Consider the following 13,645-nt stretch of genomic DNA (forward strand, 5'->3'; position numbering starts at 1 on the left):
AAATTTGTCACATTTGTTTCGAGAATGCTACCTTGGTGATATTTGGTATATCTTAGCTGTATTTGTTGCTTCAAGGATTGTCCTAGAAATTGTTTGGCTAAGCAATTCGCGGGCTGAGTTTTTTGCTCTGGCAGAAGGGAATGTTATAGTACTAAATAAATCTTGATATACCTCATGTTCATCACTCAAAGAGCACTTGCAAAAACCATTAATTTCACGTAGTTGTCGACACATGTAATTGATTGTATTATCAGTTTCGTACAGAGGTAATGAACTTTGAAACTCTTTTTCAAGTTCTTCAGAATTAGCATAGGTTGCTAAAAGTAGCAAAGTATCAAATATCTCAAGCCGATTTTCTTTTTCAACTGCATCATCGTTATTTGAAAGTATTTTACGCATCTGACTAATAAAGTTCTCTATTTTCTCTTTCTGTAATGCAATTTTTACCTGAAATTCAGTATTCATAATGTAACCTCCTGACCTAAAAGATGTACTAATCATAATTATCCTACCTTTAGTTTGCTCACTACGAACTCAACTGCTTTTTCTAGGATTATATCTAGTTTGAAATGGTTTTAAGCAAAAAATGTCCAGTATTTTCCTGTGTAGAGTATGAATCAATTAATGGATCAATAACAACATCAATATCATCATGTAATAAACACTCTTTTTGAACTGATTTAAGGTTACCAAGTTTTCCGTATAATAAAAGCATTTGCAATAAAGATTTTTCAGCCTGATTGTCTTTGATTTTAGCTTTAATTTGTTCAGGATCGGTGATTTCCATAATCATTTGGCCATTACTTGCCTTTTTAATAGTGACGCATGGCTTATTGTGCTCTCCATTCAATACAATTTTAAATCCATAATCTGTTACCGCAAGTAATGAATCAATTTGGAATTCAGGTTGTTTTAATCGTTTCAAAAAAAGATGTTTGTCGCTTTTAGCTCCAGTATTTACTCGTGCTTTATTAAAAAAGGATGCTAAACACATCAAGGAACCTGTATCATGACTAATTGTAAGTGTTTTCTCTCCATGGGTGTCCAAAGTAGCAATTAAAGGAGGTATTGTGCTGCGAGGCACATTAGTATTGTAAAATGCAATTGTAGTATTGAGGTCGCAGTGAATTAATAAATTAAGACTTGCTGTTTTATGCATATGAATCAAGCTAGTGGTATTTACATAACGACCTTTATCAGCTGAGCCACTTTCTTCTTGTCTTGCTCGCTCATAAGAACGTTTGATGGCTTCTGACATATCATCCAGACAAGCACAAACGATTATAGAATTATTATTTTGTGCAACTAAAGCTTTTTGTGATGGTTTATAAGTCACACCGTCAATAATGATATTGGGGCGCTTTTCCTTTTTTTCGAGCATACGTTTTTCAACAAGCTCGCTAATTAAATAGGCGCTATCTTGAGTACGAATGAAACCTTGGTCTGTTTCTTGTTTTTCAAACGCCTCAGTGAAAGGCATAAATATACTCCGATAATCATCTGTAGCGAGTGAGACGTAATCTTTTCTTTCTTCTTTTTTAATGTATCTGTTAGAAATGGTGCTTTTACCACTTGCTGCTGGTCCTAAAAAAACAAAATCGTGATTATCAGTTAATGGATAAATTGTTTTTTTCTCAAGGTTTATTTCTTCAGTAAAGTCATCTAGGTTTTTATCCAAAAACTCCGACATGGTTTGATTACCCTGTTTTTTTTGTACCTTATTCATTTCCATGATGAAACACGAATTAAATCTGGATTGATATGCAATGCTTTCTTGATTTAGTGTAGGGTATAGTTGTTTCATTCGTTCATGGGCGTTTTTAGTACAGAGTTGTTTCGTGTTTGTTTCATGGAGCGAAGTATTCATTTCTGACCAAGCATCCAAGAGTTGTTGGGACTTTACACCCGATTTTAAAATATTATGAAATAATTGTTGTGCTAATTCATTGACCTCCTCTACATCAACTCGATAATCAGTGATTAATCTCGTTGCGAGATGAAGCATTAATGTCGTTTGCATTTTGGGAACTAAGACATCAGTGAGCCATTCTTCGTGAGCTACATTGGCGTGCATTAATTGTTCTTCTAGATCTCCTTCCATAAAATTAGGCTGTAGTATGCGATTATAAGTTTCGTGCAATTTTCTTTCCTGAAGACTCCACCGATTTAAACTTTTAAGAGTTAAGATGTGTCTCATATTAAAATGAGCAACGGCCGCTTCTCTAACCTCACTTAATCGACCAAGTGTTTTTTGAAATGATTGTTCAGGAAGAACCAATCCGTCACTTAATGGTTGCACTTGTTTTACTTCCGGCCTTAACATGTCCATAGATAAAATCTTATAGCCATTACTAATGCTACGATTAATTCTTATACTGCCTAGAAAATTCGAGGGCGGCGTTTTTTTTGCTAAAGAATCTGATTCCATTTGATGCATATGTAAGAGAGCAAATAAAGATTTCTTTTTAGGTAATGGGTTTGCGGAATGCTGTTTGTGTACATGAAAATCAGGCAGCTTAACTGAAGGTTTATAAAGCAAAGAGTGATCATGTTGTTTATTATAAAAATCAATACCTGCTCTAATAACCTCTTTGGCATAATCGCTAACTCCTTGAATTTCGCCGTTTAAGTTACCAGGAATTACATCAAGTATTTCATGCTTGTGGTTATAGATAATCGTCATAATATAATCTTGGGGTTTAACATGCGTATAAGCAATTTCAGCTAATTTGGTTTTACCCATCATCTCTGTAAAAGGTTGTGGATTAAATGCTTCTTTTCCACGAACAATATAGAGAATCTTAATATCATTCATGTCATCAAATTTGAGGGCGATATCAAACTTATCAGTTACAGTACGGGTACCAATTCCAGTAGCTGCTAATGCGGTAGCAGTTGCTGATCGGACTTCATGTTTTTTTAAGTTATTTTCTTGCCCGGATAACAAATGACTATCTGTAGTGTATTCCCCAATACGAGTCATTTTTTTAGCAAAAAATGTGGTTTCAGTTAATGAATCGGTTAAATGCCCTTCTCTAAAAACCATGGGTGCTTGAGTCATATTTAATTTATCATTTTCATAACTACGTACAGTATGATAGTGATGTATATCATTTTTTAAATGTATTGTTAGTTTGTCTTTAAGCTGTTCTCTGAACACAACAGGAGGCGGTATCACTAAACCTAATTCATCTGTCAAAAAAGAATACTCTTCTTTATTTTTAACATCACGTACGGAAACGAAATTTGTATTGTTCACTAATCCAACGACTAAATCTACTAAATTAAGTTTCCAGGTTTTTTCTTTATCTTTACTATCAGGAACATATTGAATGAGTTTGCCATTCGAAGAATTAAAGAGGACTTTTTTGATAAAATTTTCAAAATTTCCTGTGATTGATGGAAAAGCCTCATCTGATTTTAAAAGAGGGGTATTTTTATAGAGTTTGTCAATGGTTATTAAATGTTTAATCAGCTGTGCTATCGCCGTATCCAACTCTATATCTTTGGCGTGGGAGTTCCCTTCTAAGCTAGCGACTAAAGCAACTATCCCCTTCATTAAGATGCCCACAGTTTCGATTTCATTTTGAAATAGTTCATTGTCTCCCACAAGCTCTTTCATTTGTTTTATTTGACTATCGAGTTCTTGGTTATAGTGTTGGCATGCTCCTGCTGCTAATAGATCGATAAAACGCGCTAAGTTACCCTGACTAAGCCATTGATAGAGGGTAAATTTAATTCCTTCATCTTTTACCAAATCAACGGCAGGTAAATGAGATAGAAATATGCTTGCGCCAAGATCGCTCTCTAAAAAGGAAACTCCTTTATCTCTTAGTGATGCAGTACTATTAAGTGGAATATCTCCTGTATGTCCTCGTTGTGATGTAATTTTCAAAATAGCAGATAAATGTTTTTTTAAGTTTTCCTCAGAAATTGGTTCATCCAAAGCAAAATCAAGTTCACTGAAATTAATTAGCGCACTGATTTCTTTTCCAGAAGGATTAATAACAGTATATTTCAGCTGATCATGAAGTAACTCCACATATAACGTGTTTGTTTTCAGCAAATCGGTATTGGGAGTTTTAAGAATTAAGTCATAGCTAATTGCGTGTAAAAATTTGAGTAACGATTTGCTATCCATTTCTTTAGGTGCTTCTACTTGCTCACTTTTTATTCTTCCTTGATTAAATTCAGATGCTAAATGTTGCGTATATGATAGGAGAAATGATTCGTACAATGGTTCATTAGCCATGAACGTAATGAATTGGTCATAATCATCTTCCTCGGTTATCTTGTGAAAATTAGGGAAGTTTTTAACTAATTTGCTTTGCATTGACAAAAAATGAACAAAGATTTCATCAAATTGATCAATAGTATTAATTCCTAATGATTTTAAGTTCTCAACGGTCAATTCTTGAGATTTATTATGAGTAATATGTAATGCTAATTTTTGTAGGAACAAGGAATAATGCGGGTTGCTTTGTAGTTTTTCTAGAGTTATTTTTAGACACTCTTCGTAATATGCTTCAGCACCCATTGTTTCCAGTACTTCGTCTTGAATATTAATGCCCTTTTTTTTGGCATCTTGCAAGACAACAAGAGCAATTTCTGGAGCAATGTTATCCCATTGATACATAACTCCATTTTTTGCTTGTTGTTGTGAATAGCTTGTAGCAGATAGTTCTATCGCATCACGTAGTGTACGATGATATTCATATCGAGGAAGAGCATTTTTACTTACATTACCAAAATTAATCTGTTTTTTTGTATGTATTTTTGTCATTTTGTATTGGTGCTGTTGGTTTGTGGTTAAACTTATAGCATATTTTGATTAAGAATATATGATGTAAAAAATGATTTGCTCATTCGAGTTGTAAACAGAGGCTAATTTTCTCTCGTATACGTCTATTTTTTTACCAACAATACTGGGATTTTGGAGATACGAATGATTTCCTCAGCTACACTACCAGTCAGTATATGCTGAATCCCACGCCGACCATGAGTACCAATAATGATTAAGTCCGCAGACCATCCTGTTGCCTCATCGACAAGCTTTTCAGCAATTTGTGATTTAGAAGGAGTGAGTTCAACTAGTTTCATTTCAAACTCAATTTTTACGCGATTTAGTTTTTTCTTTATTGATTTTAAAACTTCTTGCCCTTGTTTTTTTATTAATTCAACGAACGCCTCACGATCTACATCGCCTTCATATAAGGTATCAATGATGTGAACCACACAAAGTTTAGAGTTTTGGTTTTTAGCAAGTTGAATGGCTTCTTTTAAGGCTAAAGAGGAAGTTTTACTCCCATCAACAGCAACCATAATCTGTTTATACATAAGACTTCCTTGCCGATAACATTTAAATTACATTAGCTTTACGCACTTGCAATATAATTGCAAGAAACCTTATTGATTATTACAAGATATATGTACATTTTGGACGCCTTCCATAGTTTTGATTTCCAAAAATAGGGATTTATTGATCAATAATTGTTTGTTTATGACATCGATACATGATTGAACCTGAAATAATCTCAACAATTTCTCCTTCAGCTCCCGAGTGCTCCTGATCACATTTTTCACTTAAGCATATTTTCAAATCGTCAAGGTTTTTTCCAGTGGTTTTAAAGATAATTTCATTTTCTATCAAAATCCTGGCTTCATAGATGTCCTTTTCATTCGATGGATCCATGACTACCTCCGATTTATCATCATATATATAGTATAGTGCAAAACTTTTTTTAAAGTTCAGGTCATGAAATAAGCTTATGAGGCTCTTATCAATATGCAAAGAACAAAATGTATAGGAATTAAAGTGTTATAATAACAGGGTACTGAGATGGGCTGACGTAAAATTAGAAAGAATGTGTCTTTTGAGCTTGAGTCAAGCAACGACATAATTCATTCGGTATTATTCATGTTCATTATTTTCCTCAATCCAACAATCGCTAGGCCCTCCTGTTGGTATTGGCCGTGTTGGTAATGGTGTAGGATGAAATTTTGCTCCTTTCTCTGTTCTTTGCATACGAGAGGATTCAGTTTTTCGATGAGTACAGATGATTTTATTTAAGGTATCAATTAGATTTTGGTCTTTAAAAATGAAAAAAAGATCATTTTCGTTAAGCAAATCATCAAGGTTACATTTGCTAATAACGAACAAATTAGCATTAATTCTATGATTAAAGTTTGCAATACATTTTTTATCTGTAGCATGTTGTGCTTTTATCATGACGTGAAAAGGAAATTTGATGATGTTGAGCTCTCCATTACCGTCAGCATATTTTGCATAGGAAACAGATATATTATCTTCATTAAATTCATGCAATAAATCAAAATCATCATAAAGTCTAAAAATAATTTTTTGCTTCTCTATTCGAGTATCTTCTTGTTTTTGAGCAATAAAAATTTTGGCATCATTTAATTCTTTAAATTCAGCAATTGCTTTTTCTTCGCCGCGAGCAAATTGTTCAGAAACTTTATAGCGCATGTGTAGAAAATTCTAAAAACTTATCCTTAAAATAAGAATAGCATAATCTTTATTGTTTCATTAGTTCTCCTAGGCGTTTTACAATTCCGAAGTATTTGTAGATCACTTTTTCCATCTTCTCTTATGACTTTAGCTTCACTTGAGAAGATGGTATATTTTTTCAGAGTCAATAGATTGTTAAGGAATATTATGCCCCGTATTAAAGTGAATGATATTTCCATGTACTATGAGATGCATGGCCAAGGAGAGCCTATTGTTTTTATTGCTGGATTCAGTGCCGATCACACAGCTTGGGCTGCAATTATCGAGTACTTTAAAGAAAAGTATCAAGTGATTCTGTTGGATAATCGTGGTATTGGCCAGACAGATATTCCTGATGGTTCCTATAGCATTGATCAAATGGCCAATGATGTAGCGGGTTTATGTTCGGCACTTAATATCCAAAGAGCTCATTTTGTAGGGAGTTCGATGGGGGGATTTATAGTGCAATCATTGGTGTATCGTTATCCTACTCTTGTTAAATCTGCGGTCATTGGTAATTCTGCTGCAAAAATACAAACCGCTTTTCACATTTATCTTGAGGCACAACTTGAGTTTATGAAAGCCGATGTACCTTTTAGATCACTGCTTAAGGCTTCCTGTAGTTGGTGTTTTTCATATCAATTTCTTTCTAGACCTGGAGTCCTTGAGCAACTTATCCAAATTGGTCTAGATAATCCTTTTCCATTTACGATTAAGGGTTATGAAGGACAATACGCTGCGCTCCAACAATTTGACTCACGAAGTTGGGTAGGACAAATTAACGTACCTGTTTTAGTATTGACTGCTGATCAAGATATAATTATTAGTGAACGGGACTCCAAATATCTTGCCGATCATATTCGCGGAGCACGTTATTATTGCTTTGTTGGATGCGGTCATTTACCACAATTAGAAACCCCACAAAAATTTGTTCAAATTGTTCGAGAGTTTATTGAAACATTACAATGATCCCTAGGAAAATAACTTGTTATAGCATTGAGATGCAATAGAGTTAGGATGAGAAATACAGTTTTAATAAAGAGTTTCTGCAAGCCGTACAGAAACTCTTTACTATAAATAAAATTATAAATTCCTATGGGTAGGGACAGTTCCATTAGTAACTTGTTTCTGGGTAATAATGTTATGAACTTCTTGTTCCTCACATGTACCTGTTTCCAGTGACCATCCAAGTTTTCTTAATTCTGGATTGATTTCCAGTTTTTTGATTAGGTCAATCAATTTCTCAATAATTGGAAACTCATCACTTTCGTCAATAATTTTTAATAATTTTCCAATTTGCTCGATATCAAGCAGTTGCATTCGGTTTTTTACGCCATTATTTTGAAGTGCATGCAGTAAATAATGAACAGTGATTTTATCGGCTTCTAATAAATGGAAGATATCGTTCCAATCTCGTTTGAGATTGGGTACTGTTTTTACGTTTACTCCTTCTATATTTTCACCGAGAGGATACTCTGAACAGTAAATTGTTCCGCGATCAAGAATCATGTCAGTTACGGAACCACCTTCTTCTAAGGTAGTGATAATTTCATTGAGTCCGAAGCTTTTAGCATCTTCAAGACCATGATCGGCTTGGTTTACTCGAATATGGACATGCAACGTTGTAGTGGCTTCCAAATAAGGCATGTGGAGATATATTTTTATTTTATCTTCTGGAGTAACACCATATACTGTTTCAAGATTGGCTAAAATACTTGCTCTAAGTGATTTTAAATAAATCAATGATTTTTCTTTATTATGATCTAAATCAAATAAGCAGGCTAAATAATTATGGTCACTTTTTGATTCTAGCTCGGTAATTGATTCCTGACTCATAGTCCGTGGTAATTTTGAAAAACTTCCGTGCAATTGCAAGGGTGTCATATCTTTCCCATATCGATAATAGTCAAACGGTTGTTTCCCAGTTATGCTGTTACAAGTTAGTTCAGCTTGCTGCATTAATTCATGCCTATAGGATGCAAGAATCTTGTTCGCACATTTTTTGGATCGAAACTTTGGAGGCAATGCTTCAGGATGGATATACCAGGTCACTAAAGCCAAACCATTCTCAGAGTTTTTTAATTGTTTTAATGCATAATTAGTGGATACTTTACAATCAGATAAAAATTTCTTGGTATCCAGATAAGCAGGGTTAGTCATTAATATGGTCTTTGATTCGTCACAAGGTGTATCAAAAATTGGATACATTTCTGGTGCTTGAACAAATAAAGCTCTTTCCAAAGAGGGTCGGCCATGTAAAAAGCGATGTACGAATCCAGGTAAACCATGAATTTTATGATAAGCATCGGTTAATAATTTTGCTCCATGGTCATTAATATTGACTGCAGTACACGTTGCTACATTGTATTTAAATCGAGTTTTTTCACTTAAAATAAGTTTTTTTTTGTTCCATGTATTGGTACTTTCGGGTCCGATTGGAGCCAAATGCTCAGGAGAAAGTGTTGGATTATCTACTGATACCACATTATTAGAGTTTTTCTCATGCACTAATGGATTAGTAGAAGGAACAATACCTATTGTTTCTTCTTTTTTAGTTGATCCAAGGTTGAATATGGTTTTAATAGCAAAGCTTTCTGATATATATTTAGACAGCATGTAATTTATAAGAATAGTTAAAGGTGGGCGAATAATACACGATGAGTCTTAAAAAAATCTTAAGTAGCATAAAAAATGGTAAAATGCGTAAAATTTATCATTAAAGACCATATAAATACAGAAAGCTTATAAAATGTATGACGAGTGCATGAGTCTCGAGAAGGGTTGCTCGGTTGAAGCGAATAAATTACTTTTTCCGAGCAAAGGTTCCCTGATTATTCAGCGTATTTTTGAGTAAATTGATGAATTTCAGGAATGATGATATTGCGGAATTTTTTGCCATTGAATAATCCATAATGACCAACTTCCTCAGCAAGAAAATACTTTTTCATAGAATCAGGTAAGTTTTTGCATAAACTGATTACGGATTTTGTTTGTCCTACGCCTGTTATGTCATCCCGTTCGCCTTCAATAGCCAAGATGGCTGTTTTATGTATGTCTTGTAAGCGTACGTTATGCCCCCGTGATTTATAGCGACCAGTTGTTAATAATTTTTCTTGAAAGACGGTATTAATGGTTTGCATGTAAAATTCAGCGGTCAAATCCATGGTTGAAAAATACTCAAGATAAAATTTGATTATTTTAAATGCGGCTTCTTTTTGATTCTCCGCATATCTATCAACTGCTCTTTGTAACGACTCCACATGTCGTTGTAAATTCATACTCATAAAACCGGCAAGCTGCATGAATCCAGGATATACTAGGCGCATTGCTCCTGGAAAACGAGAAGGAACGATGGATATAACATTTTGCTGAAACCAATCATCTCCTCGAGATGCAGCTAATTCATTTACTGAAGTAGGGGATTGACTGGTATCAATTGGACCACCGAGCAATATTGCAGTTCGTGGTAAGTTAGCTGAATGATTAGTAGACATTAATGCAACTGCTGCTAAAACAGGAACCGTGGGTTGACAAACAGCCATTACATTTAAATTAGGTCCTAACAAATTAAAATAGGAAATCATATATTCAATGTAATCATCTAAATCAAACGAACCTTCAATTAAGGGGACATCCCGAGCATTTTTCCAATCGGTAATGTATATATCATATAAAGGTAATAAGTTTATAACTGTATCACGTAGTAAAGTAGCATAATGCCCTGACATAGGGGCGACTACGAGCATTTTGGGTAAATTTAAATGCTCTGCGTAATTCTTTTTGAAGCGAATTAGGTTACAAAAGCTTTGTTTATCAATAATCTCTTCTTGAATATCATAATATTCATCGTCAATTTTGACTTGATTAATATCAAATTTAGGTTTGTCGTATACATTAGTAATCATATGAAAAATATAAGCATAGCCAGACACTCTACGATAATGACTTGATGTCGTTTCTAAGAGTTTACGAAAAGAGTTTTGCGCATCGTCAGAGACATAAGGAATTCTATAAGGCAAATTAATATTATCGGAAATTCTACGAAAACGTTTTGCCAGAGTTTCACAATAATCGGAATAGGGCTGCAGTAAACGCATATTAAAATCATAAATATTATAAAGATTTCGATTATCAAGAGGGTTGAAAAACATTGCTTATCTCGCAAGCATAATGATATTAAAGTAATATACTTAAAACGATAAAATAGCAATATTCTCTTCTAAATATTGTGTTTTACACGAGAAAGAACAGTAAGTCCCCATACTCCAAAAAGTTCATGGATACTCCAATTAACTGACACTAAATTATTTTATTCTTCAGGTATAATAAAATTACTTTTTGCTTTATTCATTAAGATATTAAATCGTTGTAAATGTTTCTGAGTAGTTGTTGGAGAATGTAACACAAACTCAGAGACACATAATGCAAAAAGTACTCTACGTATTTCCCAAATTGTTTCTTGAAAGGCATCAATTCGCTCTATAGTTTGTGGACTTGCTTTTGCTTCCAATTTTAAATTTTGCGAACTAACGGCTATAGGTGAGCAGGTTTTTATAACTTGAGTACGTAATTTTGCGACAAAAATAGAAGAGTTAATTCGTTGAGAACCGGTTTTAGTGATTTGCTGTACTACATCATTAAAAAAATTGTAAACCATCATCTGATGAAATAAATAAAGCTTTTGTGAATAATGATAGGTTTGAAATAAAAAATAATCGCCAATTAAAACTATAGAAACACCCAGCAAAGTACATATGCCCCGATTTAACATCATCACAAAAGGACCCTCAGGAGAATTCATTTCAGTAGTTTGGGCTAATAAAAAGAACACAATGAGCGTAATAAAAAAAACACTGATGTCATAACGATTGGTATTAATTGATGAAACAGAAAATCCAATGATCGCTACGATGAATATAAAGGGAATTAATCGATAATTAAACTGAGTTAAATAAAGTAGTGGAATTAAAATCAATAAAGCAGCAAAGGTGCCGCCGATGCGGAAAATGGCTCTTTTAACAATTAATCCAGGCTCAATTCCGGCGCTAATGACGATGACAGTGAGCAAAACCCACCACTTATGAGGAATGTTCGAAAACAAATAAATTAACATGGCAACCATAAACATGATTGCCAAGTGAACAAATCGTGCGTAATCAAGCTTTCTTTTTAATGTATTTTGAGTAAGCATAATTTATTCCAGCTGCTAAAAGACTGTTCTAAACAATGGGCAACATGATGTTGTAATTTTGTTTTGGGTTCTCTAGGAAGTTTAGGGATGCCGCATGGTGAGTAAGTGTGCATTTGAAACCTAAGCCAGAGCAAGTTATGTTTAATTCCATACCAAAATGCTTCATTCATTGTCTCATAGTAAAGATTATCTAAAGAATGTTGAATATTGCGAACGTTCACTGAGAGACGATAGGCAGACATCATATACTTCTTCGGGAGCATTTTTGTATAATTTCGAGCTATCCCTAAATGTGTAATTTCTTCCCAAGTCGGTTTCTTATCGTTTTTATGTATGGTGAGATCAATGTCTTTTTCAAGATATTGGATGAATTTTTGTAAGGCTCTGTTCCAGACAATAAAATACATATTCGGAAAAATTCTTAAACAAATGAATACAAAAGTCATTGATAATGCAATGGATGAAATAAAGCCATACGCGACTTCAAGATTAGCAGGGGGTTCGACACTTAAAACGAGAGCACCTGATGAAATAAGTAACATCGTTAAATTTTTTAGGGTGTAAAAATACTTTAATACGAAAAAATAAGTGACTGAAAGAGCAAAAACTGAAAAGAAGAAAAAAATCACACGAAAAGGATATACAAGATAGAAAGTGACACTAATTAGAATTACCCCTATGGTAATAAAAATCAGAAGTTGTTCTTTTTCTTTAAAAGTGGGGAGTACAGGTGCTTCATAAAGTGATACTAAAAGAAATGGCATAAAAAAACCAATAAAGCTGACCGGTTGAAATATCCAATAAACATATACTTCTACAGTTGCTATAAAAAGACATTTATAGAGCGTGATGCGTTGAAGCGCATAGGGATCAACTTCATCAAGCCATTGTTTAAACTTTGATATAGACATACGCACTGGTTCCAACACGAAGTGGATAATGAGGATCAGGATCGGTTATTCGGATAATGACTGGGAGTCGTTGCGGTAATAAAATCCATTGATTTTCATTAATAACATTTTGTAATTGTGTTCGATTGTCTACTAATTGTCGATTTGCCGACCAATAATCGGATTCAACTACTCCGTGAAATATTTTTCTACTCAGATACATTCTAGGAAATATTAAAACTTTTGATCCTTTACGTACATCACGTAAATCTGTTTCATTAAAATTTGCCTGTATGAAAATATGGTCAGTATCTACCAAAGAAAAAAGTGGTTGATTGATATTCACTGGGGTTCCAATAGTGAAAAATAAATTTTGAATAATTCCATTTCCTTGGGCATAAACATTCGTCAACTCTAAATTGACTCGCGCATTTTTTAATCGTGCATAAATGGATTTAATTTCGTTATCTTGTGCTTTTATTTGATTTGTATCAATTTCTAATTGTTTTAAAGCAGCTTGCCATTTGTCCTTTGCTGCTTGTGTTTCTTGTTGTGAATTTTGTAGCGTCATTAAGGACACCGATTTTATTTTATAACCTTTACGGTATTTTTGATCATCCTGATCGAGTTTAATGTAATTTCTTTGTTCGTTTTCACTGAGCTTAAGATCGCGTTCATAAGTTGTTTTTAGTACTGCTAATTGTGCTTGAGCACTGGCTAAATCAGCAGTGAGTTGTTCCACTGCATAGATATAAGGTTTTTGAAACACGGTAAAAAGTTTTTGCCCCTTTTTGACAACATCACCATTTTGGACATAAAGATCAGTAATATAACCACTAGTAAGTGCGGCAACTGGCCGTACATTGTTGACCACAAAAGCATTATCAGTGAAAGGAAATAAATAAGAGAAAATATAAATAATGGTTGTTAAAATACCTATAAAAATAATGGTATTAACTAAGGTAATTGCTCGTTTTAAACGAGTATAACCTTTCTTAATTTTTTCACGAAACCGAATAAAATTTATCATAAAAACAAATTAGTTTAAATTGTTCT

11 protein-coding genes are annotated in these 13,645 nt (G+C 33.7%); 1 reads left to right on the top strand and 10 read right to left on the bottom strand.

The features are described 5' to 3' along the window. Positions 1–27: 27 nt before the first annotated feature. The 5 genes from Lgra_RS11800 to Lgra_RS11820 form a co-directional block, all read right to left on the bottom strand. Positions 28–465 carry a hypothetical protein gene (locus Lgra_RS11800; RefSeq protein ID WP_058499472.1) on the bottom strand — a complete coding sequence of 146 codons (438 nt, stop codon included), beginning with the start codon at positions 463–465 and terminating at the stop codon, positions 28–30. Between the two features lie 94 nt (positions 466–559). After that, positions 560–4,783 (bottom strand): zeta toxin family protein, encoded by a 4,224-nt coding sequence (locus tag Lgra_RS11805; RefSeq protein WP_058499473.1) that lies wholly within the window; start codon positions 4,781–4,783, stop codon positions 560–562. Positions 4,784–4,905: 122 nt separating this feature from the next. Beyond that, entirely contained in the window at positions 4,906–5,337 is a 432-nt protein-coding gene (locus tag Lgra_RS11810; RefSeq protein WP_058499474.1) for a universal stress protein, read from the bottom strand. A 139-nt stretch (positions 5,338–5,476) separates the two neighbouring features. Next, complete coding sequence (locus Lgra_RS11815) at positions 5,477–5,692, bottom strand: hypothetical protein (protein WP_058499475.1); 216 nt, start codon at positions 5,690–5,692, stop codon at positions 5,477–5,479. 219 nt (positions 5,693–5,911) lie between these two features. Beyond that, positions 5,912–6,487: a hypothetical protein gene (locus tag Lgra_RS11820; protein ID WP_058499476.1), complete on the bottom strand. Its 576-nt coding sequence runs from the start codon at positions 6,485–6,487 to the stop codon at positions 5,912–5,914. A 189-nt stretch (positions 6,488–6,676) separates the two neighbouring features. On the opposite strand from Lgra_RS11820, the gene Lgra_RS11825 reads away from it, so the two are divergent. Further along, positions 6,677–7,477 (top strand): alpha/beta fold hydrolase, encoded by an 801-nt coding sequence (locus Lgra_RS11825; protein WP_058499477.1) that lies wholly within the window; start codon positions 6,677–6,679, stop codon positions 7,475–7,477. Between the two features lie 114 nt (positions 7,478–7,591). Here the strand turns inward: Lgra_RS11825 and Lgra_RS11830 are convergent, their stop codons facing one another. The 5 genes from Lgra_RS11830 to Lgra_RS11850 all read right to left on the bottom strand — a co-directional run bounded on the left by Lgra_RS11830 (position 7,592) and on the right by Lgra_RS11850 (position 13,619). Further along, the gene (locus tag Lgra_RS11830; protein WP_058499478.1) at positions 7,592–9,124 is read right to left on the bottom strand and encodes a hypothetical protein; all 1,533 of its coding nucleotides are present in this window, start codon (positions 9,122–9,124) and stop codon (positions 7,592–7,594) included. A 215-nt stretch (positions 9,125–9,339) separates the two neighbouring features. Beyond that, positions 9,340–10,659 (bottom strand): polyhydroxyalkanoate depolymerase, encoded by a 1,320-nt coding sequence (phaZ, locus tag Lgra_RS11835; RefSeq protein WP_058499479.1) that lies wholly within the window; start codon positions 10,657–10,659, stop codon positions 9,340–9,342. A 158-nt stretch (positions 10,660–10,817) separates the two neighbouring features. Then, positions 10,818–11,699, bottom strand: a complete 882-nt coding sequence (locus Lgra_RS11840; protein ID WP_058499480.1) for an FUSC family protein — start codon at positions 11,697–11,699, stop codon at positions 10,818–10,820. After that, entirely contained in the window at positions 11,678–12,610 is a 933-nt protein-coding gene (locus Lgra_RS11845) for a hypothetical protein (protein ID WP_058499481.1), read from the bottom strand. The genes Lgra_RS11840 and Lgra_RS11845 overlap by 22 nt, the downstream gene beginning before the upstream one ends. Beyond that, positions 12,591–13,619, bottom strand: coding sequence for an HlyD family secretion protein (locus Lgra_RS11850; RefSeq protein ID WP_058499482.1), 1,029 nt, complete (start codon positions 13,617–13,619; stop codon positions 12,591–12,593). The genes Lgra_RS11845 and Lgra_RS11850 overlap by 20 nt, the downstream gene beginning before the upstream one ends. Between the last annotated feature and the right edge of the window lie 26 nt (positions 13,620–13,645).

The sequence above is a fragment of the Legionella gratiana genome (genome assembly GCF_001467695.1).
GTDB classification, from domain to species: domain Bacteria; phylum Pseudomonadota; class Gammaproteobacteria; order Legionellales; family Legionellaceae; genus Legionella; species Legionella gratiana.

Excerpts from the sequence above, each read along its gene's own strand:
- Lgra_RS11825 (WP_058499477.1), top strand. The coding sequence starts at position 6,677 with ATGCCCCGTATTAAAGTGAATGATATTTCCATGTACTATGAGATGCAT.
- phaZ (WP_058499479.1), bottom strand. The coding sequence starts at position 10,659 with ATGTTTTTCAACCCTCTTGATAATCGAAATCTTTATAATATTTATGAT.
- Lgra_RS11850 (WP_058499482.1), bottom strand. The coding sequence starts at position 13,619 with ATGATAAATTTTATTCGGTTTCGTGAAAAAATTAAGAAAGGTTATACT.
- Lgra_RS11805 (WP_058499473.1), bottom strand. The coding sequence starts at position 4,783 with ATGACAAAAATACATACAAAAAAACAGATTAATTTTGGTAATGTAAGT.
- Lgra_RS11820 (WP_058499476.1), bottom strand. The coding sequence starts at position 6,487 with ATGCGCTATAAAGTTTCTGAACAATTTGCTCGCGGCGAAGAAAAAGCA.
- Lgra_RS11810 (WP_058499474.1), bottom strand. The coding sequence starts at position 5,337 with ATGTATAAACAGATTATGGTTGCTGTTGATGGGAGTAAAACTTCCTCT.
- Lgra_RS11800 (WP_058499472.1), bottom strand. The coding sequence starts at position 465 with ATGAATACTGAATTTCAGGTAAAAATTGCATTACAGAAAGAGAAAATA.
- Lgra_RS11840 (WP_058499480.1), bottom strand. The coding sequence starts at position 11,699 with ATGCTTACTCAAAATACATTAAAAAGAAAGCTTGATTACGCACGATTT.
- Lgra_RS11830 (WP_058499478.1), bottom strand. The coding sequence starts at position 9,124 with ATGCTGTCTAAATATATATCAGAAAGCTTTGCTATTAAAACCATATTC.
- Lgra_RS11815 (WP_058499475.1), bottom strand. The coding sequence starts at position 5,692 with ATGGATCCATCGAATGAAAAGGACATCTATGAAGCCAGGATTTTGATA.
- Lgra_RS11845 (WP_058499481.1), bottom strand. The coding sequence starts at position 12,610 with ATGTCTATATCAAAGTTTAAACAATGGCTTGATGAAGTTGATCCCTAT.